This is a genomic window from Siphonobacter sp. BAB-5385 (assembly GCF_002261125.1).
GTDB lineage: Bacteria > Bacteroidota > Bacteroidia > Cytophagales > Spirosomataceae > Siphonobacter.
Genome location: NZ_NMPS01000213.1, coordinates 119,893 through 145,492 on the forward strand (window position 1 = coordinate 119,893; position 25,600 = coordinate 145,492).

Annotated in this window: 20 protein-coding genes and 2 pseudogenes; 4 read left to right on the forward strand and 18 right to left on the reverse strand. The window is 49.2% G+C overall.

Translation table 11 applies throughout. The features are described 5' to 3' along the window. Positions 1–71 precede the first annotated feature (71 nt). Positions 72–2,957 carry an aminomethyl-transferring glycine dehydrogenase gene (gene gcvP / locus BWI93_RS21830; protein WP_094815195.1) on the forward strand — a complete coding sequence of 962 codons (2,886 nt, stop codon included), beginning with the start codon at positions 72–74 and terminating at the stop codon, positions 2,955–2,957. Positions 2,958–3,119: 162 nt separating this feature from the next. Here gcvP and BWI93_RS29090 read toward each other — a convergent pair whose 3' ends face one another. From BWI93_RS29090 to BWI93_RS21855, 7 genes and pseudogenes are all read right to left on the reverse strand, one after another. Next, complete coding sequence (locus BWI93_RS29090; RefSeq protein ID WP_255157995.1) at positions 3,120–3,320, reverse strand: RagB/SusD family nutrient uptake outer membrane protein; 201 nt, start codon at positions 3,318–3,320, stop codon at positions 3,120–3,122. A 17-nt stretch (positions 3,321–3,337) separates the two neighbouring features. Then, positions 3,338–4,573: a RagB/SusD family nutrient uptake outer membrane protein gene (locus BWI93_RS21835; protein ID WP_255157996.1), complete on the reverse strand. Its 1,236-nt coding sequence runs from the start codon at positions 4,571–4,573 to the stop codon at positions 3,338–3,340. Between the two features lie 14 nt (positions 4,574–4,587). After that, on the reverse strand, positions 4,588–7,362 hold the full coding sequence (locus tag BWI93_RS21840) for a SusC/RagA family TonB-linked outer membrane protein (protein WP_255157997.1): 2,775 nt from the start codon (positions 7,360–7,362) through the stop codon (positions 4,588–4,590). After that, positions 7,311–7,850 (reverse strand): carboxypeptidase-like regulatory domain-containing protein, encoded by a 540-nt coding sequence (locus BWI93_RS29095; RefSeq protein WP_255157998.1) that lies wholly within the window; start codon positions 7,848–7,850, stop codon positions 7,311–7,313. The genes BWI93_RS21840 and BWI93_RS29095 overlap by 52 nt, the downstream gene beginning before the upstream one ends. Positions 7,851–8,385: 535 nt before the next feature. Then, a pseudogene (locus BWI93_RS21845) lies at positions 8,386–9,215 on the reverse strand (phytoene/squalene synthase family protein). A 56-nt stretch (positions 9,216–9,271) separates the two neighbouring features. Continuing rightward, positions 9,272–10,792 (reverse strand): phytoene desaturase family protein, encoded by a 1,521-nt coding sequence (locus tag BWI93_RS21850; protein WP_369679202.1) that lies wholly within the window; start codon positions 10,790–10,792, stop codon positions 9,272–9,274. 77 nt (positions 10,793–10,869) lie between these two features. Beyond that, positions 10,870–11,382, reverse strand: coding sequence for an RNA polymerase sigma factor (locus BWI93_RS21855; RefSeq protein WP_094815197.1), 513 nt, complete (start codon positions 11,380–11,382; stop codon positions 10,870–10,872). 349 nt (positions 11,383–11,731) lie between these two features. On the opposite strand from BWI93_RS21855, the gene BWI93_RS21860 reads away from it, so the two are divergent. Next, positions 11,732–14,044, forward strand: coding sequence for a TonB-dependent receptor (locus tag BWI93_RS21860; protein WP_094815199.1), 2,313 nt, complete (start codon positions 11,732–11,734; stop codon positions 14,042–14,044). Positions 14,045–14,111: 67 nt separating this feature from the next. Here BWI93_RS21860 and BWI93_RS21865 read toward each other — a convergent pair whose 3' ends face one another. The 4 genes from BWI93_RS21865 to msrA all read right to left on the reverse strand — a co-directional run bounded on the left by BWI93_RS21865 (position 14,112) and on the right by msrA (position 16,401). Further along, positions 14,112–14,528, reverse strand: a complete 417-nt coding sequence (locus tag BWI93_RS21865) for a Dabb family protein (RefSeq protein ID WP_094815201.1) — start codon at positions 14,526–14,528, stop codon at positions 14,112–14,114. Between the two features lie 83 nt (positions 14,529–14,611). Next, positions 14,612–14,836 carry a DUF2905 domain-containing protein gene (locus BWI93_RS21870; protein WP_094815204.1) on the reverse strand — a complete coding sequence of 75 codons (225 nt, stop codon included), beginning with the start codon at positions 14,834–14,836 and terminating at the stop codon, positions 14,612–14,614. 13 nt (positions 14,837–14,849) lie between these two features. Further along, the gene (gene panB, locus BWI93_RS21875) at positions 14,850–15,668 is read right to left on the reverse strand and encodes a 3-methyl-2-oxobutanoate hydroxymethyltransferase (protein ID WP_094815206.1); all 819 of its coding nucleotides are present in this window, start codon (positions 15,666–15,668) and stop codon (positions 14,850–14,852) included. 145 nt (positions 15,669–15,813) lie between these two features. After that, on the reverse strand, positions 15,814–16,401 hold the full coding sequence (gene msrA / locus BWI93_RS21880) for a peptide-methionine (S)-S-oxide reductase MsrA (RefSeq protein ID WP_233207887.1): 588 nt from the start codon (positions 16,399–16,401) through the stop codon (positions 15,814–15,816). 286 nt (positions 16,402–16,687) lie between these two features. On the opposite strand from msrA, the gene BWI93_RS21885 reads away from it, so the two are divergent. Continuing rightward, positions 16,688–17,581 carry a polyphosphate kinase 2 family protein gene (locus tag BWI93_RS21885; protein WP_094815211.1) on the forward strand — a complete coding sequence of 298 codons (894 nt, stop codon included), beginning with the start codon at positions 16,688–16,690 and terminating at the stop codon, positions 17,579–17,581. Here the strand turns inward: BWI93_RS21885 and BWI93_RS21890 are convergent. From BWI93_RS21890 to BWI93_RS21915, 6 genes and pseudogenes are all read right to left on the reverse strand, one after another. Then, on the reverse strand, positions 17,578–18,666 hold the full coding sequence (locus BWI93_RS21890) for a glycosyltransferase family protein (RefSeq protein ID WP_094815213.1): 1,089 nt from the start codon (positions 18,664–18,666) through the stop codon (positions 17,578–17,580). The two genes, BWI93_RS21885 and BWI93_RS21890, sit on opposite strands and share 4 nt — an antisense overlap. 3 nt (positions 18,667–18,669) lie before the next feature. Further along, positions 18,670–19,520: pseudogene (locus BWI93_RS21895) on the reverse strand (UDP-2,3-diacylglucosamine diphosphatase). Between the two features lie 195 nt (positions 19,521–19,715). Continuing rightward, complete coding sequence (locus BWI93_RS21900) at positions 19,716–20,405, reverse strand: OmpA family protein (RefSeq protein WP_094815215.1); 690 nt, start codon at positions 20,403–20,405, stop codon at positions 19,716–19,718. Positions 20,406–20,471: 66 nt separating this feature from the next. Then, positions 20,472–21,104, reverse strand: coding sequence for a DUF4136 domain-containing protein (locus BWI93_RS21905; RefSeq protein ID WP_094815217.1), 633 nt, complete (start codon positions 21,102–21,104; stop codon positions 20,472–20,474). Positions 21,105–21,222: 118 nt separating this feature from the next. After that, complete coding sequence (locus tag BWI93_RS21910) at positions 21,223–21,762, reverse strand: AAA family ATPase (protein WP_094815219.1); 540 nt, start codon at positions 21,760–21,762, stop codon at positions 21,223–21,225. Between the two features lie 111 nt (positions 21,763–21,873). Continuing rightward, positions 21,874–23,088 carry a glycosyltransferase family 4 protein gene (locus BWI93_RS21915; protein WP_094815221.1) on the reverse strand — a complete coding sequence of 405 codons (1,215 nt, stop codon included), beginning with the start codon at positions 23,086–23,088 and terminating at the stop codon, positions 21,874–21,876. A gap of 265 nt (positions 23,089–23,353) precedes the next feature. Between BWI93_RS21915 and BWI93_RS21920 the strand changes: the two genes are divergently transcribed. Further along, positions 23,354–23,668: a DUF721 domain-containing protein gene (locus BWI93_RS21920; RefSeq protein ID WP_094815223.1), complete on the forward strand. Its 315-nt coding sequence runs from the start codon at positions 23,354–23,356 to the stop codon at positions 23,666–23,668. Positions 23,669–23,725: 57 nt separating this feature from the next. Here BWI93_RS21920 and BWI93_RS21925 read toward each other — a convergent pair whose 3' ends face one another. Continuing rightward, positions 23,726–25,252 carry a pseudouridine synthase gene (locus BWI93_RS21925; RefSeq protein ID WP_094815225.1) on the reverse strand — a complete coding sequence of 509 codons (1,527 nt, stop codon included), beginning with the start codon at positions 25,250–25,252 and terminating at the stop codon, positions 23,726–23,728. Positions 25,253–25,600 lie beyond the last annotated feature (348 nt).

Consider the following 25,600-nt stretch of genomic DNA (forward strand, 5'->3'; position numbering starts at 1 on the left):
GTTCTTTTTTAAAGGATAGGCCCGGCTTTTCCCGTATATTTGTCCTTTGTTTCCATCAACAATATTGCTCCATGAAGGTTGCTCTTCGTTACCAGGAACTTTTTGAAAATCGTCATAACAACGCAGATGAGGCCGATCGTCAGGCTATGCTGTCTGAAATTGGCGTAAAATCGGTTGAAGAACTCATCAGCCAAACGATTCCCTCTGCTATCCGTCGGGCCCAATCCCTGAATCTTCCCCCGGCTCAAACGGAATTTCAGTTTTTGGACGAATTCAAGAAATTAGCGAGTCAAAATAAAGTTTACAAGAGCTACATCGGTACGGGCTATTACGATACCTTCACGCCGAATGTCATTCTTCGCAACATTCTGGAGAACCCCGCCTGGTACACGGCCTATACCCCGTATCAGGCCGAAATTTCACAGGGCCGCCTGGAAATGCTGCTTAACTTTCAGACCCTGATCATTGAGTTGACGGGACTGGAAATTGCCAATGCTTCCTTACTTGACGAAGCAACGGCAGCAGCCGAAGCCCTGCACCTGCTGCACGCCCTGAAAAAAGGGGCTAAGGCAAAGGCCGATACCTTCTTCGTTTCGGATCGTTGCCATCCCCAAACCATCGACCTGCTGCACACGCGGGCGACGCCGATTGGGGTGAAAATTCTGGTAGGCGATCACCGGACGATTGATTTAACCAACGAAAACATTTTCGGAGCCCTGCTGCAATACCCGGCTACGGACGGAGCGGTATTTGATTACAGCGACTGGATTGCCTCGGCTCACGAACTGGATATTAAAGTAGTCGTAGCCGCCGACCTGCTGGCTCTGACGCTGCTGACGCCTCCCGGTGAAATGGGAGCCGACGTCGTGGTGGGTTCAGCTCAGCGGTTTGGCGTTCCCATGGGTTACGGTGGACCGCACGCGGGCTACTTCGCTACGAAAGACGAATACAAACGCCAGATGCCCGGTCGTCTGATCGGCGTATCGGTGGATGCCGAAGGAAACCGGGCTCTTCGCATGGCCCTGCAAACCCGCGAGCAGCACATTCGCCGGGAAAAGGCTACGTCTAATATTTGTACGGCTCAGGTATTGCTTTCGGTAATGGCCGCGGCGTATGCCGTGTACCATGGTCCCGAAGGTCTGAAGAAAATTGCCCAGCGTACGCACGCTCTGACGCAACTCACGGCTCTGGCTCTGAAAGAACTGGGCTACGAAGTACTGACAGAAGCGTTCTTCGATACCATTCGGGTGAAAGTGGCCGACGAAAGCGTAGTAAAAGCCGCGACGGAAGCCGCTGAAATCAACCTGCGTTATTTCGGTGATAGTACGGTTGGCATTTCTTTCGACGAAACCAAGACGTACCAGGATGCTGTTCAATTGATTGGCATTTTCTCCACGCTGGTTAGCAAATCGGTTAACCTGGACGAAGTTGAATCGGCTCTTAGCTGGGAATTCAATGACGTACTGACGCGTCAATCCGCCTTCCTGACCAATCCCGTTTTCAATACGCACCATTCGGAGCACGAAATGCTGCGGTATTTGAAATCGCTGGAAAATAAAGATTTATCGCTGGTACACTCCATGATCTCGCTGGGATCGTGTACCATGAAACTCAACGCCACCACGGAAATGATTCCCGTAACCTGGCCTGAGTTTGGTAAATTGCACCCCTTTGCTCCGAAAGACCAAGCAGCCGGCTATCAGACCTTGTTTAAGAATCTGAACGACTGGTTGTGCGAGATTACGGGCTTTGCGGCCATGTCGCTACAACCCAACTCCGGTGCTCAGGGTGAATACGCCGGTCTGATGGTGATCCGGGCGTACCACGAAGCTCGGGGTAATACGCACCGCAATATTGCCCTGATTCCTGCTTCGGCCCACGGTACGAACCCGGCTTCGGCAGTAATGGCGGGTATGAAGGTAGTCGTGACGAAAACCGACGAAAACGGAAACATCGATCTGGCCGACCTGAAAGCGAAAGCCGAGCAGTACAGCGAAAACCTGTCCTGTCTGATGGTGACGTATCCTTCAACGCACGGTGTATTCGAAGAGTCGATTATTGAAATCTGTCAGCTGATCCACGAACACGGTGGACAGGTGTACATGGACGGTGCCAACATGAATGCTCAGGTAGGTCTGACCTCTCCCGGTACGATCGGAGCGGACGTTTGCCACCTGAACCTGCACAAAACGTTCTGTATTCCTCACGGTGGTGGTGGTCCTGGTATGGGCCCCATCGGCGTAGCGGCTCACCTGGCTCCGTTCCTGCCCGGTCACGCAGTGGTATCGGGTGTCGGTGGCGATCAGGCCATTTCTGCCGTATCCGCAGCTCCGTATGGTTCAGCCAGCATTCTGACGATCTCCTACGCATACATTGCCATGATGGGTGGTGACGGTCTGACGCACGCTACGCAGACGGCCATTCTGAATGCGAACTATATCAAAGCTCGTCTGGAGCCGCACTTCCCCGTGTTGTACGTAGGTTCACAGGGACGTTGTGCTCACGAAATGATTCTGGACTGCCGTCCGTTCAAGCAGTCAGCGGGTATCGAAGCCGAAGACATTGCCAAACGTTTGATGGATTACGGTTTCCACGCTCCCACGCTTTCGTTCCCGGTAGCGGGTACGCTGATGGTGGAACCGACGGAATCCGAATCGAAAGCGGAACTGGATCGTTTCTGCGACGCGATGATTGCCATCCGTAACGAAATTGCTGAAGTAGAAGCAGGCGAAGCGGATAAATCCGTGAACGTCCTGAAAATGGCTCCGCATACGCAGTCCGTTGTATTGGTGGATTCCTGGAATCGTCCCTACACGCGGGAGAAAGCCGTATTCCCGCTGCCTTACGTGAAAGCCAGCAAATTCTGGCCGACCGTTAGCCGCATCGATTCAGCGTACGGCGATCGTAACCTGATTTGTGCCTGCCCACCGCTGGAAGAGTACGCCACGGCTGAGTAAGTGTTTAATAGAATAGCTTTCAAACCTCCGGCAGTTCGACTGTCGGAGGTTTTTTGTTTTATCTCTCGACCCTACAGAAGTCAATAGTCAAACGGACTTCTATTGAAACGAAAAGTCCCAGCCACTCCACGTGACCGGGACTTTTTGTATCCAAATCCACCGTTACTGCAGCAACAACTTATTGGTTGAAATCTCCGTATTCGGTAAGGGGAAAATGTAGTTTGCCGCCGAAGGAGCGACCGGGTTCGCAATGAGCGAGCCCCCCGATTTACCGGGAATGGTCTGTAAGTTACGTAGGAGGTCATTCGAGCGGAAACCTTCGCCCAATAACTCAATGCGGCGTTCTTTCCAGATTGTACTCACCAGAGCCGCTTCAGTACTTACTGCACTCTCCGGAAAACGTAGCTGGCATCCGAACGACCGTGTACCGCTTTCAGCAAATTCGTAGCCAGCGTCAGGTTACCCGTTTTAGCCGCGGCTTCGGCGTAGTTGAGCAATACTTCGGCGTAACGCATTACCGGAATGTAATCCAGGAAGGGCGACGGCTTCGCGTACTTCTTGAAATACTGCTGATTCGACGCCGTCCGTAGAAAACTCCGCCGGGCATCACTGGTAGCCCATTGCGGATCACCAAGAATACCTCTTGGATTGACGTAGTACTCCGAGTTGGTATTGTAGATATATCCAATCGACGACTGACCGGTGTAAGTATCCAGTTCAGTCATCGGCATCGACAAAATGGACTCCGTGGACGTATAGTTTTCCGTGAAAATCGTTACGATATTCTGTAAGGCATGTTTCACCCCCGTCGTGGCAGTAAAAGGAGCCGTGGTTTGTGGTACGATCTTCTTCGCTTCTTCCACGACCTTGGCGTAATTAGCCATGTTCAGATATACTCGGGTTTTCAGAGCAATGGCCGTATTCTTATGAGCACGGGTCGTGTTGAGCAGAGGCGTCGTGTATGAGTCAGGTAAGGCGGCTTCGGCTTCGTTCAAATCCTTGAGAATCTGAGCGTACACCTCGGCGACGGAACTACGGGCCAGGTCATTGTTGGCGGGTGTTGTTTCACCCTGTAGTCGTAGCGGCAAACCGGGAGTAGCTCCCTGATTTTCTACGTACGGCCGGGCGTACAGCGTCACCAGACTAAAATACGAAAGAGCCCGTAACAGCTTCGCTTCACCCGTATACTGTTTCGAGAGTGCTTCCGTGATTTTTCCGGGGTATTTCTGCAAACCATCAATCAGGATATTCGACCGATTGATAACCCGGTACGCAGCTGCCCAGAGCGTATTCACGTCGTTGGAACCCGACGCATACGCATTCGTCCAGCTTTCGTAAGCGGTAAAGGTATTACCGGTAACGTTGACGAAATCCTCACCCCGCACATCCGTATAGATCAGGAAACGTCCGCCGTAAAAATCCGAACTTTTCAGGGCATCGTACGAACCGTTGACCAAACCCAATACGCGGTCGGGAGTCGAGAATACATCCTCGGAACCGATGGAGGTAGGTGGTACGGTTTGTAAATACTTTTCTTCACTGCATGCCGTCAGGCCCAGCCAAACACTGAGGGAAAGGCAGGTACCAACCCGGCGAATCGTTGTATATCGTTTCATGTTCAATTTCCTTCTTAAAATCCTACATTAAGCCCCAGCGTAAATGTTCTGCCCAAACCAACCGAGTTCAGCTCCACCCCAGGTGAAGTATTGTTGTTGCTGTTGGACGATGATTCGGGATCGGCACCCGTATACTTGGTCAGCAGGAACAGGTTGGAACCGGATAGGTACACGCGAACGGAACTCAGGCCCGTTTTGCCGAACAAACGCGAAGGCATCCGATAGCCCACTAACAGGTTTTGCAGGCGTAAGAAGTCGCCTTTTTCGACGTTGGCATCAATCGGAAAAGTGTTGCCATTGGAAGTCTGATCGTTGTAAACCAGTCGGGGAATGTCGGTAATCTGACCGGGTGTCGTCCAACGGTTCAGTACATCCACACCGTTGTTAAAGTACCGCTGATCCCGCAGGGTAGCTTTCGTTCCGTTGTAGATATAGTTACCGCCCGCGTAGGTCAGGTTGATACTGACATCGAATTCCCGGTACTTGAAGTTATTGACAAAGCCGCCGTACCATTTCGGAAGGGCATTTCCCACTAGGTACGAATCCGCCGAAGAAATCGCCGGAGCAGCCCGACCGTCGAGATAGGTGTAATTGCTTTCACCCGGAGCGACTACGGAGCTGTATTGCACGCGTTCACCTTTCGCATTGATGAAAATACGGCGACCGTTTTCGGGATTAACGCCATCGGTTTTCGTCGCGTACAGACTACCTACCGAATAACCTACCCGCGTGACGTTGAAGGAGTTGGAACTTGTCGAAGTCGTACCGATAATGTCGGCATTCCCTTCGCCCAAAGCCGTTACCTTGTTCTGCACGTGTGAGTAGTTCAGGTTAGCCGTCCAGGAGAAATCCCCTTTGCGAAGAATGTTGGCGTTAATACCTATTTCAAAACCCCGGTTGTACATGGAACCAACGTTCAGCAGAATTACATTGTCGGGAATCCCTTTTGACGGCGACTGCGGAGCATTCAGAATCAAGCCATCGACGTTGTTGTTGAAGTACGTCAGATCCAGCTGAATCCGGTTGTTGAACAGTCCCAGATCGGCACCAATATTAGTTTGCTGACTGGTCTCCCAACCCAGGTTTGTATTACCGGCCTGGTTCAGTTGCCAGGTAGCCGCCGAGCCGTACAGCGAAGAATTGTATAATTCCAGCGAACCGTACGCATTCGTCAGGTTACCATTGCCAACCCGACCCCAGCTGGCCCGTAGTTTCACGTTGTTGAGCACATTGGCCAGAGCTGCGTTCTTATAGAAGGTTTCCTCAGACAATGCCCAGCCCGCTGATACGCCACCGAAGTTACCAAACTTCGTACTGGCTCCCAGAGCCGAGTTTCCGTCGCGGCGGAAGTTGACCGTGAAGAAGTATCGGTCTTTGAGGTCGTAGGTTACCCGCGAAAAGTACGAAATGTACGAACGACTATTGAGCAGGTTTCCCGAAGACGTAATCGTTCCCCAGCTTCCCTGATAGTCATTAAAGTAGCTATCCGCCGCCTGCGACTGAGCCGCACCCCAGGCTGAATTGTCAAACTTTTGGACGTCATACCCCGCCAGGGCCGCAAAATGGTGGTGACTGAAACGACGGTCATACGAAAGCGTGCTCGTCCAGTCCCAGTTATTTCGCAGAGCCGTTACATTAGTTACGTTTCCATTACTGGAAGAACTCGAACCGCGTTCGGCACTCAGGAAGGCAACATTATCCGTACGCAGGCGATCCAACGCATACGTCGTCGAAAATTCCAGTCCTTTCGCCAGTTTTAAGGTGGCTCCGAAACTACCGATTACCCGGTCGTTTTCGGACGTATACCGGCTCAGAGCAAACAGGGCGGCCGGGTTGTAGTAACTACTGATGATCGTATTTTTCCCATTCCCAATAGTACCGTTGCCCACTACTTCGCGTAAGTTATAGCTGCCGTCAGCATTGTAGACAGGTACATTGGGAAGCAAGGTCATCGCCATCCGGGCGGCACCAATGATCAGCTGAGCGTTTCCGGGCAGTGAACCCGAGTTGGGAGAACGGTTGAAGGAAGTGTTGTAATTAACACTCCCCCGTAGCTTGAACCAATCCGTAACGGAATGATCAATATTAAAGCGGACGGCTTTCCGGTTGAAGTTGTTATTTACCAGAAAACCCTGCTGATCAGAGTAATTGGCCGAGAAATAGTAGTTCGTGGTTTTTGAACCGCCGGTTACGTTTACGCCGTGGTTTTGCGATACGCCCGTCCGGTAAATGACGTCGTACCAGTTGGTTTCCACCAGCGATCCGTCGGCATTGTACATCGGGAAAAATTGCTGGGAGGGTACGTTTTCGTCGTTGGCTTTCCCATTCAGAATTTTCGCATTGAGTACCGCTTCGTTTTTAATGTCCATAAATTGCTGGGCATTGAGCAGCTTCGGCAAACGTACGGCATTGGTCACCCCTACCCAGCCTTCGTATCCTACTTTCACCCGGCCTTCTTTTCCGCGTTTGGTCGTAATCAGGAGTACCCCCGCCGCCGCCCGCGAGCCGTAAATAGAAGTAGAAGCCGCATCTTTGAGTACATCAATCGACTCAATATCCGCCGGATTAATGTCACTTAAAGGGTTATTGGGTACGTTCGAATCGGAAGAAACGTTACCGGTATTGATGGGAATACCATCCACCACGATGAGCGGGTACGAACTCAACGAAATGGAGTTCACCCCGCGAATCCGGATAACGGGTGGATTATTTAATACGCCGTTGGGCTGGGCAATGCTTACGCCAGCCGCCCGTCCGGCCAAGGCCTGATCGAAACTCTGGACGGGCAATTCCTTAATTGCCTCGCCGGATACCTGGCTGCTGAACCCGTGAATTCCTTCTTGGTTTGCGTGCCGTAACCGACGACCAGTACCTCCGTCAGTTCTTTGGAATTACTGGCTAATTCAATGGAGAAGCTCGTTTGTGTGCCGATGGGTTGCTCCACCGTTGTGTAACCTACAAACGAAAAAACCAGTATACCCTGCTCGGGAATGGTGAGTTTGAATTTTCCCTGAGCATCGGTCGTCGTACCGATCGACGTACCCTTTACCTGAATGGAAACGCCGGGCAGCCCTTCCTTGTTATCCTTGTCGGTTACCGTACCCGTAATGGTGCGATCAAGTGTTGCCACTGGGCCATGCTCCAGCTTCACTTTCTTCGTCAGAGCAGCTTCCGCCAGCGGAGCACTTAGGGTAATAACCAAGGCCGGAAGCATTAATTTCCGTTTAAAATGCCCTTGCCCAGCTCTCTGAAAAAGAGTAAGGTACTTTTTTTTCATACTTTTGAAATTGGTTTGGTGCACACGATGGATTAAACCGCGAATAGAAGATTCGTGACAGGTGATTGGCGTTACCCACGAATCCTTATTCATCTACCGATAGCCCTGGCCGGCTATCGGTTTTTTTATTTACTAGGCAATTAACTAGAACTTGAAAAATTAGCTGGTATCAATTAAATCCAATTCCTAATAAAATTTACCAAAAGGTGTAGGTCATAAGGTATTCTCAAAAGCAAATTACAAATTAGAATAATATATGCTTAGAATAAACTATCAAACACACAAAAATTTATAAAACCCTTAAATGATGTTATTAAAAGTATGTATTTATGACTTTTACCAAATATTATTTATACAATTTTTTACTAGTATTTTATGGGTATATTCATATTTTACTATTAGTATATAAAATCTATAGAATTACTATAATTTCAGCGAATATAATGACATTCAGGAAAGAACGCATGTAGGCATGACAAAATCGTTCTGAAAAGTCTTACGATTTTGCCGATCCCTTTATACGTAACTGCGAGTGTTAAATCGTCCGGAAAGAGAGGTAAATTTTAGCCAGCATGAGTAGCTTCTGTACGTCGGGTACCCGAATTCGCTCCTCCTGAATACGGGCAATAGGAAGAGCCTTGATTTTAGCGAAAAGGCGTAGGTAGTAGCAATAAGCCAGGTACACGCCCATCCGGGCCGAACGTGGCAACTGGCGAATACCCGTCAGAGCCGCATCAAAATCGGCCTGAATATCCGCTTCAATGCTTTTCTTATCCTGAGGAGAAAAACGGCTGAAATCAACGCCCGGGAAGTAAACCCGCCCCCGATCATGAAAATCGGACTTGATATCTCGTAGAAAATTCACTTTCTGAAAGGCCGACCCCAGCCGGCGGGCCGGTTCGCACAACTGATCGTATTGCTGGCAGTCGCCTCGCAAAAAACTCGAAGGCACATCAGCCCCACGACCTCAGCCGAGCCATAAATGTAGGTTTCGTACCCTGCTTCGTTGTATTTTGTCTCATCGAGGTCCATTTCCATGGACCGGAGAAAGGCTTCAATCAAAGGGCGTTCAATACCAAACTGGTTGACTACTTTCTGAAAAGAATGCAGAACGGGATTCAGGCTAATGCCTTCTTCGATGGCTTGATACGTGTCATGCTTAAACCGCAGCAGTAATTCCTTTTTGTTAAAATCATGAAAGGTATCCACAATTTCATCCGCGTACCGAACGAACCCATAAATGGCATAGATGGCCCAGTGGAGTTTGGGATCCAGGGTTTTGATACCTAAAGTAAAGGAAGTACTGTACCGCTGGGTAATCAGGCGACTGCATTCCAGCGTGGTTTGTTCGTATAAAGCCAGCATATCTTTCATCAACGTAACCCAGGTTTAGTAAAGCAAGGTACTTAAAAAATGGCACACTATACCTGCTGTTCCCGGTGGAGTTCATCGGCGACCACCAGACCCGAAATCAAGGCTGGCGGTACCCCTGGTCCGGGTACGGTCAGCTGACCGGTATAATATAAATTGCTGACTTTTTTGTTCTTCAGCGTGGGTTTCAACAAAGCCGTTTGCCGCAGCGTATTGGCCAGTCCATAGGCATTGCCTTTAAAGGCGTGATAATCGTCAATAAAATCCCGGTGGGCGTAGCTGCGTTTGTAAACAACGTGCGGACGTATCGCATGCCCTACGTACTGCTCCAGCCGGTCCATAATCAGGTCGTAGTACTGTTCGCGTATCGTTTCGGTATCGTCGGGCAATCCTGGAGCTACCGGAATGAGTAAAAATAAATTTTCGCAGCCTTCCGGAGCCACGCTCGGATCCGTTTTGGACGGAGCAGAGGCATAAAACAAAGGCTTAGAAGGCCACTGCGGCTGCGTATAGATTTCGTGGGCGTGCAGACTGAAATCTTCGTCAAAGAACAGGTTGTGATGCCGAAGTTTATCAATACGTCGGTTGACGCCCAGATAAAACAGAATGGAAGAAGGAGCCATCGTCCGGCTATTCCAGTATTCTTCGGTGTAATTCCGGAACTGAGGTTCTACCAGGGCATCTTCCACATGGTGGTAATCCGCCCCCGCCACCAGGGTATCCACCTGATAGCTGCCGAGCTTGGTTTGTACCTCCCGTACTTTTCCCCCTTTAATAATGATTTGTTCGACTTCCTCACCCAGATTGATCTGTACGCCTTTTTCCTCCGCCAGACTCACCATCGCTTTCACGATTTCGTGCATCCCACCCATCGGATACCAGGTACCCAGGGCAATTTCGGCATAGTTCATCAGGCTATACAGGGCCGGTGTATTTTGTGGAATGGCCCCCAAAAACAAGATGGGGAACTCCATCAGTTTAAGAATTTTCTCCTGCTTGAAGTATTTCCGAATATGCTGATGAAAAGATTGCAGTACGTCCAGCCGACTAACATCTGCCAGTAATTTAAGGCTTAAAAACTCCGTAAGGCTCCGACTGGGTTTCCAGACGAAATTATTCATCCCTACGTCATATTTATAAGAGGCCTGTTCCAGAAAAGCCCGCAGACGGGGTGCACTACCGGGTTCTATGCTTTCAAACAGTTGCTCCAGTTCCGTTTGATTAGCGGGTAAATCAATAACATCTTCGGTATTAAAAATTACCGTATAGGAAGGATCCAGACGTTTAAGTTCGTAGTAGTCCGAAGGTTTCTTTCCAAAACGGGCAAAGTACCGTTCAAAAACGTCCGGCATCCAGTACCAGCTGGGTCCCATGTCAAATACAAAACCTTTGGCTTCGAATTGACGGGCTCGACCACCCGGCGTATCATTTTTTTCCAGAATGGTCACAGAATATCCGCGATCAGCTAGAGCCGTAGCGGCTGCCAGTCCCGAGAATCCAGCTCCTATAACTATTACTCGTTTGCCCATGGGTGCAGGTGAAAAATCAATACAATAACTCAAGAAACCCACAAATGTTTGGGGGCCGTACGTAAGTAAAAAGGCCGGAGCTAGCCCCGGCCTTTTTACTACATGCTTACACAGTACGACTAGTAGGCATATTCATACACACTGAGTCGATCTTTCAACTCTTTACGAGCCAGGTGAATACGGTTTTTTACTGTACCGATAGGAATCTGTAACTGCTCGGCAATTTCGTGGTACTTGTACCCTTGAAAATACATCATAAAGGGCGTCTTGTGCGAATCATCGAGGATCCGAATGGCCGCGTTAATGTCTTCCAGAGCAAAGGTTGAATAGGCTTGATTATCGGTTGAGCTCTCCAGCGAATTCAGATAGTACAGATCGTCGGAGGTATCAATGAAGGTGTTCTTACGAACCATTCGCTGGTAGTTCGTAATAAACGTATTTTTCATAATCGTGTAGAGCCACGCTTTGATGTTCGTTCCATCAGCGTACTTATCACGATTGGTAAAAGCTTTCAGTAGAGTATCTTGTAATAGGTCGTTGGCTTCTTCAGCATCTTTCGTCAGCCGTAACGCAAAGGGTCGAAGAGATTTGGACACATGGCCAACGTGATGAGTAAATTCAAGAGCAGTCATGGGCTGTGTAGGGCGACGGTATGTTTAAGAAATTTTTTGTTTGGTTAAACAATGGCTTAAAACAGATTGAATTCAAAAATTCAGGGCGGCTGGTAATTTTCCTGCTTTAATCATTGATTATAAGGTCCTTAAGAGTTGATTGGAACAAATAATCATTTTAGCTCAAAGACGCTCATAGATGCTTAAAAAATTGGGCCACGGTACTTTGCGGAAGGTTTGGGAACTTAGAATTAAACAAATTCATCTTAACTCTAATCTATTTCTAATAATCAATTGCCGCCTAACAGCCACTTTTGCAACAGTATTGCAAGAAAGACGTACCTTTGCTTTCGGGATTTATTGATATCACATGATTCGCTGGTTGACTGGATTAGGATTGCTGTTGATGAGTGGTTCGCTCTATGCTCAGAACTGCTCCTGTACGTTACGAGGGGAAGTCAACGATCGGCAAACCGGGCAGCCGGTAGCGGGTGCCGTCATCTGGTTGCCGCAGGCTAAGCGGCAAACGCAAACGAACGCCGCCGGGCGGTATGAACTACGTAACCTTTGTCAGGGTAAGCACCAGCTTGTCTGCCAGGTGCTGGGCTATCAGTCCGACACCCTTTCCATCGAATTACGCCACGAAGAGCTGGAGCAGGACCTCCATTTACGAGAGGAAGACGTTCACTTACAGAATGTTACCGTAACTGCCCAACGACTGGAGAGCTCCCTGCTCACTCGCTCGACCATCGAAGGTATAGTCCTTGACCAAACTCGCGGGCAGACCTTGGCCGATGCTTTAAAGAATGTGACGGGCGTTACTACCCTGCAAACCGGTAGTAGTATTGGTAAGCCTATTATACACGGTATGCATTCCAATCGGGTACTGATTCTCAACAATGGTATTCGCCAGGAAGGACAGCAATGGGGCAGTGAACACGCTCCTGAAATTGACCCTTTTGTGGCCAAACGGCTAACGGTTGTGAAAGGAGCAGCGGGCGTTCGCTATGGACCGGAGGCCCTGGCGGGTGTAGTTCTGGTAGAACCCGAGCCTTTGCCCCAACAGCCTGACTTTCAGGGCGAATTAAACTTAGTTGGTTTCAGTAATGGACGGCAGGGCGTCGGCTCTTTACAGCTACAGGGAGGCTTGGGCATAGTACCTGGTCTGGCCTGGCGGGTACAGGGCACCCTCAAACGCGGGGGTAACATTCGTACACCCGGTTATTTTCTGGATAATACGGGTATCTCTGAACGTAATTATTCCATAACACTGGGTTATCGGCGGGGAAACTGGCAACTGGAAGGTTTCATGAGTCAATTTTCGACGGAACTGGGCATTTTTAGTGGTTCACACATTGGCAGTGTGAGTGATCTGGAAAACGTACTGAAAAACGGCGAACCTTTCATTAAAAGTGGCTTTAGTTACCAGATTAATCGCCCTTTTCAGGACGTTTCTCATACGCTACAGAAGCTGAAAATTAGTTACGCTCCGGCTCAGCGGGGCGTCTGGAACCTTACACTGGCCCGGCAAATCAATGAACGGGCCGAGTACGACTTACACCGTCCCCGTAACGATAGTTTAGCCAATCTGAACCGACCGGAATTAAATTTCAAGCTGACCAGCTTTACGGCCGATCTGGTTTGGGAGCATCCTGCCATTGCCCGGAAAATTACGGGCTCAGCCGGACTGAGTCTTTCGTATCAACGGAACCTGGTATACGGTCGTCCGCTGATTCCTAATTTCCGACAAGCTACGGCAGGACTTTTCTGGTTGGAAAAGTATACGCATCAGGACTGGGAGCTGGAAGCGGGGGTACGCTATGACTTTCGTTATCAACGCATTACTCTTTTTCCCAGCCGGGGCGTTCGTACCTATGAACACTTGCAATTTGGCAATGCCTCGGGTAGTCTGGGCGTCCTTCGACGACTGGGTTCACACTGGTCCATGCGACTGAACGGTGGAATGGCCTGGCGACCACCCAATGTCAATGAACTGTATAGTGCGGGCGTTCACCACGGAGCCGCCGCTTACGAAGAAGGCGATGCAACCCTGAAACCCGAAACGGCTTTTAACCTGGACTATACAACCGAGTATACGGCTAAGCGGCTGCGGGCGGAAGTTTCCGTTTACCGCAATTACATGCAGAACTTCATTTATCTGAAGCCGCAGTCCGAACCTATTCTGACCATTCGCGGAGCGTTCCCTTATTTCAAGTATACGCAGGTGAATGCTGTTTTCCAGGGAATTGATGCCTCCTTTACGTACCTGATAACCAAACCACTAAGCTGGCAAACCAAATACGCCGTAGTACGGGCAAAGGATGTTGAACACGAGGCCCGACTCGTCCAAATTCCACCGGATCGATTGGAAAACTCTTTGCGATGGCAACCCGAGAAGGCTGTGTTGGGCTTGACGAATTTCTTTGTGGAAGCCGGGCATTCTTACGTAGCTAAACAAATCCGGGCTCCCGAAAACGGTGACTTTGCTCCTTCCCCAGCGGCCTACTGGCTCTGGAATGCGGCCATGGGCGGTTCTATTCCCATCCATCGTCACCCCTTGCAACTGAGCTTGAGCGTCAGTAATGCCTTCAATACCCGCTATCGCGATTACCTCAATCGCTTTCGGTATTACGCTGATGATCAAGGCCGTAACCTGAGTCTGCGAGCCAAATGGATTTTTTAATTCAGCGGTATAAAACAAAAGCCCCCTTGGTCGGTTCGATCAAAGGGGCTTTTATATTATGGTATCGTTAAGCTTTTTTGGGAGCAGGACCAATGGAATCGTAAACAATTACCTTTTCCCACAAATGGGAATAATCTTCCACAAATTTAAGGTGAATTGGGTGCTTTTGGTAAATTTCTTCTTCATCTAGGTTATCAAAGAACAACATCCATGAAACATCATAGCCTTTTTCAATCACACTACGATTGGTAGGAGCCGGAACACCAATGTGACTCAGGCGGATGGTCGGAACCTTCCGAAGCTTTTCGAGACCTTCCATCAATTTATTCCGGTCAGCTTCATTTCCTTTATTTTTCAGGAAAAAGTACACGTGGTGTACGAAGAGTTCTTTGGATGGAGCCGCGGCCACGGGTAATACCGTTGCGGGGGTTGCCGCCACTACGGCAGAAGTCGTCAGGAATTTTCTGCGAGATACGTTTTTCATTGATTGAAATGTTCTGAAAGAGACCGTTCAAAAGTAAAAGGGTTACCGGAAAAGAACCGATGGTGCATTATCATTTACTGATACTAAAACCATTTCCGCATGAGCCAAAGAACGACATTAATGAGTACCGTTACCAAGAGGCAGGTCGTAAGGGGCAGGTACATTCGAAAATTTTCCCGTTCGATTCGGATGTCGCCGGGCAACCGGCCCAGCCAATGCAATTTATCGTAAAACAAATAAATCAGCAATCCGGCACCGACCAGGAATCCGCCCAGCCCCATCAGCCACTTGCCTACTTGAGGATTCATAGCTTTCCAGCGTTTAGTAGCCTTCTTTCTCGGAAGGGAAATCTTTTGTCTTTACATCGTCTACGTAATGGGATACTGCTTCCTGGATTACTCCGGCCAGATCGGCGTACCGACGCAGGAAACGCGGCTTAAACTCCTGGTTGATTCCTAACATGTCGTGCATCACCAGAATCTGCCCGTCGCAGCCTGCTCCCGCTCCAATGCCGATACTTGGGATATGAACGGAAGCCGTTACTTCTGCTGCCAGAGTCGCCGGAATTTTCTCGAGTACGTACGCAAAGCAGCCGAGTTCTTCTAGCAACTGTACATCGTCTTTCAGCTTTTGGGCTTCGGCCTCTTCCTTGGCACGCACGGCGTAGGTTCCGAACTTGTAAATCGACTGGGGCGTAAGGCCCAAATGGCCCATCACCGGAATACCGGCACTGAGTACGCGTTCGATGGATTCCCGAATTTCGGCTCCTCCTTCCAGCTTCACAGCGTGGGCTCCCGACTCTTTCATAATCCGGATGGCCGAACGCAGGGCTTCCTGTGAATTGCCCTGGTAGGAACCAAAAGGTAAGTCGACTACCACCAAAGCCCGTTTCACGCCGCGTACCACGGACTGAGCGTGATAGATCATCTGATCCAGCGTAATGGGCAGGGTGGTTTCATGGCCCGCCATCACATTCGAAGCGGAATCGCCCACCAGAATTACTTCTACGCCAGCCGCATCGATGAGCTTGGCCATCGAAAAATCGTAAGCGGTCAGACAACTGATCTTCTCCCCTTTTGCTTTTAATTCCTGTAACGTATGCGTCGTCACTCGCTTGATATCGGGATTATGTACGGACATGGCTCGTTGATTAATGACCTCAAGTAGGTGTTCAAACACCAGTGCCTTTCGGTCTATGTAGTGCGAAATTAGGGCTTGTCCGGGCAAAACAAAAAAGTCTCCGCCCGTAGGACGGAGACTTTCGCAGGCCAGGCCTTGTATTCAATTAATGCGTTTGTTTGAGTTTATCTTTAAATACTTTCTCAAACTTTTCAACTTTGGGTCGTACCACAAACAAACAATAGGGCTGACGACCATTTTGGTTGTAGTAATCCTGGTGGTACGCTTCGGCTTTGTAGAAGTTGGTAAAGGGCGTAATTTCCGTTACCAGCGGATCGGGGTAGATTTTCGCCTTGTCTACTTCCGCTTTCCAGTGTTCAGCCTCTTCTTTTTGCTTTTCGTTGTGATAGAAAACCGCCGAGCGGTACTGCGGGCCTTCATCGTTGCCCTGACGGTTCAGCGTGGTCGGATCGTGGGTACGCCAGAATACGGCCAGCAGATCGGCATAGCTAATTTTCTTGGGATCGTAGGTAATCTGCGTCACTTCCGCGTGACCGGTTTGTCCCGTGCAGACGGCTTTATAGGAAGGGTCTTCCACAAAACCACCCGAGTAACCCGATTCTACTTTCACGACGCCTTCCAGCCGCTGAAACACCGCTTCAGTACACCAGAAACAGCCGGATCCTAAGGTGGCTACTTCCAGACCCGCAGGTACGTTTACAGTGGTTTTAGGCAGAGGTTTGTCCGTTGTCATAGCTTTCTTTTGCTCCTGTGCGGGCGATTGGCAAGCCATAAGCGTTGCCACCGACAGAAGACTCCATTTGAGCGTTTGAATGAATGTTTTCATGTGTTGTAATAACATCAAGCGTGTCAGGATAGTTTGCTTACACCCAGGAATATTCCACGCCATTCTTATCTTTTGATTATTGCCTGTCGCTATGTATTGGACCGGCGGGCACATCTTTTGTTAATACTGCCCACTACTGTACCAGCCCGCAGGGGCAACACCCTATTTTTTAGACTTCTGTTCCACACTCTTTATGAATGTATCACTCAACTCCGATGATTTTCGGTTCACAGGCAAGGGTTCTTTCAAAATCAAGGAAGCCGCAACGAAAATTAAAGATCTGTATCAGAACAAAGATGAATACGAAGAACTGCTGACGCAGTATCGTCAGGAAATCGACGATTTACAAAGCCTGATGTATGCTCATAATCGTTTCGGACTCTTATTGATTTTTCAGGCCATGGACGCCGCCGGTAAAGACGGAACCATCGGCCACGTGATTACCGGCGTCAACCCTTTTGGCGTCAATATTCATAATTTCAAGAAGCCTTCTTCGCTCGAACTCGAACACGATTTCATGTGGCGTACGAGCCTGCGACTCCCGCAACGGGGTACCATTGGTATCTTCAACCGCAGTTATTATGAAGAAGTCCTCGTCACGAAAGTTCATCCCGAGATTATTAAGAATACGCAACTGCTACCCCATGAGCTTACCGAAGACATGGATAAGCTTTTCAAACACCGGTATAAAGACATCAAGGCGTTCGAAAAATACCTACGGCATAACGGCATTGAGGTCATGAAATTCTTTCTGAACGTTTCGAAGGAAGAACAGGCCAGTCGCCTCATCAGTCGTATTGAAGATGCTTCTAAGAACTGGAAATTTGAAGAAAGTGACGTCAACGAGCGGGACTACTGGGACGATTACATGCAGGCCTACGAAGAAACCATCAACCAAACGTCAACGAAAAAATCGCCTTGGTACATTATCCCGGCGGATGATAAAAAGAACATGCGGCTGATCGTAAGCCAGCTGATTCTGGAAAAACTCAGCAGCCTCTCTATGCATTATCCCGAAAGCAGTGAAGAACGTCAAAAAGAGCTGAAGAAGCTGATTGATCGTATCAACGAGCAAACCAAAGCTTAACGACTGAGTTCTTCCAGATGCCGTACGATTAGCTCGGACCCACGTCGGTGCCAGTCCTGAAAACGGGTCTGGATGGATTGGTGCGTAGGTAGGTAGGCTAGAAAGCGATCCAGATCCAGAAACGAAGTGGCCCGTATGCCGACACCGGCTCGTACGGCATCCAGGGCATTCACGGCCTGTTCAAAATGCCCCGGCGTTGGGAATAACATGACCGGCTTACCCAGGTACATGGCCTCACAGATCGATTCGAAGCCGGACGTACTCACCAGCCCCCGGCAGCGACGCATGGCATCCAGAAAAGCCGTAGCATTCACCTGATGAAGCGTTAGATTCGGTAAAGGCTGCTCGACCGCTGCGACTCCCGGGCGATCCCAGAAGGCCTGCACGTGCGTATCGGGGTGCGTACGACACCAGTCTTCCAGATCCGAGGCCAAGCGGTAATTGGTCGTATAGGCCAGCAGGAAAGGTTCTTCAGTCGTTTCCAGTTGCAATACGTCCTGTCGGAGTAAGGGCGGAATGACGTAAATATTGGCGGCCACATCATCCGCCATTTCGTAGAAAGACAGGGCCAGTTTCCGGCGGCTTCCGACGGCAGACAACCAGGTGATGGTATTGACGATTCGCCGGTTGAGTACGCCTTCGGCGGGAAGCTCGAAGTGGCGGTGCTGTAATAAATATTGGTGAGCAATGCAGACCACCGGAATCGACGAGCGGTATTGCCACTGCCAGACCCCGCACATCATTTCGTAGAAATTAACGATGACCGTGGGCTTTTTTTCCTGGATAAACGCATTGATTTCTGCGGCCTGTCGCCAGAAACGAGTGCCTTTGCGGGCGTTCGTCAGCAGCGTAGGCCCTACGGCAAGGGCTTTGGTTTTGTCACTGTACAGCAGGGCTGGACTTTCCACCGCTTTAAAATCCGTGGGCAAGTACTGCCGAAGCAGGGAAGAAATCTCCCGTTCCGGAGCAACGCCTACGATGGCCCCTACTAACTCGTGCCCCTGATTTCGCAGGATTTCGTACAGAGCAACCGCCTGCGTCTGATGGCCACGGCCTTCGCCCTGAATAAAAAAAAGAATTCGCATACCTTACTCTTTCATCGCACTCAAAGATATAAGGCTTTTTAATAGGTCTTCCTGCTGATCGTCTTCTTCTTCGGTAGAAGTTTCCTCTTCTTTATTATCCACGGTGGTTGGCGTGTAGTACAGCAGATTCCAGACGCCTTCGTGATCTTCCACTAAAGCGGTTAGGGATTCTACCCAATCGCCCGAGTTCAGGTACTGCACATTGCCGATCATACGGATGGAGGGCTGGTGAATATGCCCGCAGATGATTCCGGTACAACCTTTGGATTGAGCCAGATCCGCCAGTTTTTCCTCAAAATCCGAAATGTAGTTGACCGCCGCTTTCACCTTGTGTTTGATTTCCTGCGAAAGCGAATAATACGGCAACCCCCGCCAGGCTCGCCAGTGATTGTAGAATTTATTAATGCCCAGCAGCAGATTGTACCCGACGTCGCCACGTAAGCCAGCCATTTCAGATGTGTGGTAATGCGGTCGAAAATATCCCCGTGCGTGACGTAATAATGCTGGTTCAGGTGGGTTTTGAGAATGTAGTCGCGGCGGATGGAAAAGTATTTGCCCACGCGTAGGGGTAAGACGTGGTCCAGAAAATCATCGTGGTTGCCCCGCAGATAAATGACCTTTGTATCGTACTGCTCGATCATTTTGAGTACCTGACGAAAAAAGCCCGTATGCTTTTTCTTCCAGGTATTGCCGTACTTCTTCAATTGCCAGCCATCGATGATGTCACCATTCAGCAGCAACTTGTCACAAGTGTACTGTTTGAGAAAGGCGGTTACTTCGCGGGCTTTCGACCCTTTTGAGCCTAAATGTATATCCGAAAGGACAATCGTGCGAAAATGGGTGCGTACTTCCATATCGCAAGATATTTTATAAAAATTATCCCTTTTTCAATGGCATTTTACGCTTTCAAGAAGAATACAAGACGCTGGTTAACAATACGTTCACATTATTAAATCTGTACGTGCAAGTGGGAATCACTTGGGATTAGTCCACAAAAAACCGCTGAAAAAACGTTCAGCGGTTTTTTGTCTATCAATACTTCTGGCGGTTTACCACCAGCGATAGAACAGTCCGGCCGATGCCGAAACGTTGGTAACATTCGAAAGGTAATCGCTCTTGAAGGGCGAATAGAAGTAAGTAGCCTGTACATCGGCTCCAAAGTTGCCATTTTTGGCAAACAGGAACCGAGCCCCCAAGCCAACCTGTCCACTTAACGCCACTGAATTCTTCCCTTCTTCCAAATAGCCAAAATACGTGAGATTACGCATGGCCGTACCGCCGAGTCCCGCTAGCACATACGGTCGTATCGGAGCATTTGAACCCGTGAAGTGGTATTTTCCGAAGACGTGTAAGGAAGTAGCTCCCAGCGAACGCGTCTGAACCGCTGAAATATCCTGGTCTCCTTCCGTGTAAACCTGACGGGCTGAACGCTCCTTGAAGTAGGAATAATTAAACTGTAAGCCCAGCGAGAAGTTCTTGGGAAAGATAAATTCACCGGACACGTTATAGTGGTACTTGGAAGTTGCGTTCGTATAGTCTTTCAGGCTACCCAGTGGAGAAGCGACACCGTACCGGGCGGAAATCTGATAGTGCGTGTAGCGTTCGAAGGGGGATCCCATCGTCCGGGTTGGTACGCTACGGTACTCATAATCCTGTTTTTTATTATAGTAGTCTGGGTTTTGTTGAGCGTACGCCCCAGAGGCTAGTCCAACCAATGCCAGCAAAAGCAAGCGTCTCATACGTACAAATGGATTAATGTGAGAATGTTAGGAAAGAATCGGCCTGAATACTTCCGGCAGATTCTGCTAATTGGCTTTTAAATACGACGACTGAGCGAAAATAGCATCCACCAGACTCGTAATCTGCGATTCCTGATAGATTCCGTCACCCCGAATCTGAGCATCCCAGATGACGTTGGCCTTATTATCGGCACTGATGTTCTTGAGATCAGCAATCCGTACGTACCAGTAATTTTCGTTGTACGAATAGTAATTATAGAATACGGGATATCCATAACCGTAGCCAATACCTCCGAAGCCACCGTATCCACCATAACCCCAATAGGGATCGAACCAGGGATTGTACGTTGGTACATAACCCGATTGCGTATACGAAATCCGGGCTGGCGTTACTTCCAGATCCGGCTTTGCCGTACGGGCCACTCGCGTATAGCCATTGGCGATCAGGTTTCTCGCAATCCGATCAATGTAGACTAAATCCTGTACGGCTGCTCCCCGACCACTCCGGTCGTTTTCAACGATCAGAACCGAGTCAGGAATCGAAAACGTTTTATAGGATTTGTAATCGACGTTGCTGTGGTTGGTAATGAATACCTTCGAGTCGTTCGGGTCGAGATCTTTCACTGGATCGCGTTCACAAGCCGTCCAGATCCCCACACTAAGCACTAGGAGCAAAAGTGATTTTGAGATGCGTTTCATGTCTTTAGATACCGTTCAAATACACAATGATGTAACGAAAAAACTGGGCCTTAAATTTTCCATTTACTAAGTAAGACCCCTTTTTTCGGCTTCAAGTTTAGATGAGGGTTATTAAAATTTAACCGATGTTAGCCGATGGCTCACGCAGTAGCGTTTCTACGGCCTGAATGGCCTGTTGCAACCGTTGCTTATAGTTCCCTGAAATGAGAACGTAGGGCCGCTGGTAGCGTTCCAGTAACTCGCGAAGTCGGTTGAAGTGCCATTCCCGCCGATCCGCAAATAAACGAAGGTCATCCTGAATCCAGGGTACGTCGGGGCTTAATAAAAGCGTAAGCGGATAGTGGTACTGAGCGGCCCATTCCTGCACGATGGCCGGACATTCGCCCAGATAAAGCTCAGCGAAGGTTTGAGTGACAACCACATCGGTATCACAAAACAACAGGGGATGCGTGGAAGCGAGCATTCCCTGCTCTTCGTAATACAATTGTCCGGCAGCAATGTGGCAGTGATCCATCGCATCGCAGTCGTTGCCAAAGCGTTCGCAGTACAACCGACCATATTCCTCAATCCAGTTGGTACCAAAATGTTCGGCGAGTTGACGGGCCAACGTGGTTTTCCCCGTTGAAGGCGGTCCCATCAATACAATCTTTTTACGCATGAAGTCATCAGTACTTTGGATGAAAGGCTAAATAAAAGAGAAAAAGCCAAAGTAGAAGAAAAATTTCCTCTACCCTGACTTTTCTCTTTCCAGCAATGGTGTCGATAACGTTTACTCTACGGCCATGCGTACCCGTTCCTCTACCAACTCCGGTTGAAAGAGAGTAACCAGTTTAGCTCCGAGTTTTTGCCGGGAAAATTGCGTTTCGGCCAGACCTCGGGCCTGCAAACTTGCCTGACGTAATCGCTCGGGCTGGTGCAGATAAGGCTCCAGTTTTTCGAAGAAATCCGCTGGGTTACGCGGGTCTGCGTAGAATCCACAGCCCTCCCGCTCGATCAGGTCGCAGTGCCAGCCCCGTATGTTGATCACACTGAGTTTGCCCGCGGCCAGAGCCTCGAATAGTTTGTTCGGTGAGTTGGTGCCCAGAGCCGGTACGTCGAGGTACGACAGGTAAGCAACGTCGGTCACGTTAAGTACTTCCCGTAATTGCCCTTTATTGAGATGTCCCAGAAATTGTACGTTCGTCAGACCTACGGCTTTCTGCTTCAAACGAGCCAGCTCTGAGCCCGTACCTGCAATCAGGAAAGCTACTTCTGCACGATTGGCTCCGTACCGGGCGATGTTAATCAGGGAGTCCAGGTCTACTACTTTCCCAACGGAGCCAAAATAGGTGACTACCGTCTTCCCGGTTACCTGCCAGCGTTCTTCCAGCGACCCATCTTTTTCATGGGGCTGGTAAAACTCGCAGTCCGCTATATTCGAAATATAATGTACTTTAGAAGGTGTACCGATTCGCTGTTGAATATCCTGCTGAATGGCCGGCGAAAGACCAATGATTTTTTCGGCCTGCTGATAGAACAGATGTTCCAATCCATAAAGCATTTTCTGAAGCAGGGTATTTTTAAAATAACCCATCTGAATGGGCGTCAGCGGCCAGAGATCCCCTACTTCAAAATAGTACGGAACGCCCCGAAACCATTTCATGGCCAAACCAATGAAACCGACGCTTAAAGGTACCGAAGCCACATAACAGGTCTGGACGTTCTTAATACGTAAGGCACAAAAAATAGCTTTCAGTACGAAGGCTGCGTATACGTACAAGCGACGAAGCGTCCCATACCGTTGCTCGTAGTGGAGGGGCAGGTAATGGACGGTCAGTCCTTCGATCTGTTTTCGCTGATACGTTCTTTCATTGTGACTCGTAATTACCTCTACTTCGAAACCAGCATCGGACAGAGCTTTCGACAGATAGTACGAGCGAATGATGCCGCCTTCCGCCGGAGTTCTGAAAAACTGATAGACGTATACGATTTTTTGGGATACCATCGGGTAAAAACTAGTGGGCAGTACTGCTAAATTAACAATTCAAAAGAAGTTATTCGCACGACTGCATAAGATATTTCCGAACGGATGTAACACGAAGGAAAGGTTACATTTTCCTTCTTATTCAAGAGCGGTGGAGAAAAGGTCTAGCAAAGTTAAACTTTATCCATAAAAAATGACAGAATCAACTAATTCTGAGCCGTTAAAACTTACGATGCCGTTGATTTCTAACCTGCCCTCCCTACCTTTGTTTCAAACAACACCAATCATGCCCCTTATTCGAGAGCAGAAGGCTCGCAAGCCCGGCACTACCACTTTGAAAGCAGCTATTGATGAAATGCTGCGGGCGTATCAGCTCAAAAATAAGTACAGCGAGACGTATCTGGTGGCTTTTTGGGAAAAGCTCGTGGGGAAATCCATTGCCAGTCGCACGGGAAGACTATACGTATCCGAAGGTACCCTATACGTACAGATTCTTTCGGCTCCTTTACGGCAGGAACTGGTATTGGCTAAAACCAAGCTTATTGAGTTACTCAACCGTGAAATGGGTGAAGAGGTCGTTCGGGACGTAATTTTTATTTAACCGCAGATATTCTTACGAAAAAGGCCGTTTGAACTTCCATTCAAACGGCCTTTTGTTTTATACCAGATACTTCAGTCGGATTACTTCCTTTTCCGTCAGATACCGCCACTGTCCACGGGGTAGTTCTTTCTTGTTCAATCCGGCAAAAGAAGTCCGGTCGAGTTTCGTTACGTCGTAACCGAATTTCTCAAAAATCCGGCGTACAATCCGGTTCCGACCCGAGTGAATGCGAATACCAATCACCTGAGCGTCGGGCGTAATGATACTTACTTCATCCGGCTTGATGAGGCCATCTTCGAGTTCAACCCCTTTGCGAATAGCTTCAAAATCTTCCGTCGTAATGGGTTTATCGATTTCAACCTGATAGATTTTTTCGATCTGGTGCGAAGGATGCGTCAGCTTTTCGGCCATTTCGCCGTCGTTGGTCAGTAACAGCAGACCCGTCGTGTTCCGGTCGAGTCGTCCCACGGGATAGATGCGTTGTTCGGCAGCCGTTTTCACCAGTTCCATCACCGTACGACGATCCATGTCGTCTTCTACCGTCGTGATGTAATCTTTGGGTTTATTCAGCAGTACGTAGACCATTTTCTCAGGATTGAGCACACGGCGTCCGTAGCGAACCATTTCACCGGGTTTCACCTGATACCCCAGTTCTTTTACTACTTTCCCATTCACCGAGATTTCTCCGGCTTCGATCAATACGTCCGCATCCCGCCGCGAACACACCCCTGACAGAGCTATGTAACGGTTCAGGCGGGTCGTATCGCTGCTCTTTTCATTCCGCTCAATCTTTTTCTTGATTTTCTCAGGAGCGTTTTCCTTGTACTTGTCGATGTTATAATTCGGCGTAGCTTTTACCGTTTCATTCTCGTTGGAATGACCTCGGCGACCTGATCGACGGGTCGGATCATGATCGGCCCGTTTGCCGTACCGCGACGGTAACTCTTTTTTATCGGAGCCCGAGCGTTCGGGTCTTTCTCCTTTCGGGAACGTGGGTTTGTCAAAACTACGTTTACCCGGACGATCCGATCCTTTTTCAAACCGGGATTCTCCTTCTTTTCGCTCGCCGCGGGGTTTATCGAACGAACGGTCGTTGTCTCGGCGGGGCCGGAATTCGTCATTGCGACGTTCCGGTTTATCGAAGCTACGTTCCCCACGGGGTTTGTCAAACGAGCGGTCACCGCGAGGCTTATCAAAGGGGCGGTCATTTTCCCGACGAGGCCGGGATTCATCACTGCGACGTTCCGGTTTATTACCGTTACGTTCGCCACGAGGTTTATCGAAGGAGCGGTCGTTTTCCCGACGGGGCCGGAATTCATCGTTCCGACGTTCGGGCTTATCGAAGTTACGCTCGCCACGGGGTTTGTCGAAGGAGCGATCGTTTTCGCGACGGGGGCGGAATTCATCATTCCGGCGTTCAGGCTTGTCGAAAGAGCGTTCGCCACGAGGTTTATCGAAGGAGCGATCGTTTTCGCGACGGGGACGGGATTCGTCGTTACGACGTTCCGGGCGACTTTCTGAGAAGGGTTTGCCTTCAGTACTGTTTTTACGGGGTCTACGTGAAGACTCCTCTTGCTTAGCCATGTTCGTGGTCTTTGGTAAGAAGTTCAGGCTACTCGATTGGCCGGGCGATTCAGGTAAAACTTTTAAAGCGTTCCCTCGTTTTACTACTGAATAATCACGCCGATACCGTATCCGTGGCCCTAAACTTTTTTGTTGCAACATCCCTGCTGTAACCTCCTGATTTCAAATGAATTACTAAAAATCAGTAAATAGGGGCGGCAAAGGTAAAATAAATTTCCCGATTATTAGGTTAATGCTCTGTACGAATGTACCGAATAGAGAAATAATTCGTTAAACCGCAGAAAAGTTTCCTCCGGTTTGGAAAGCTTTTCCGGATCAGCCAACCCTTGATTTTTCAGACGTTGCCTA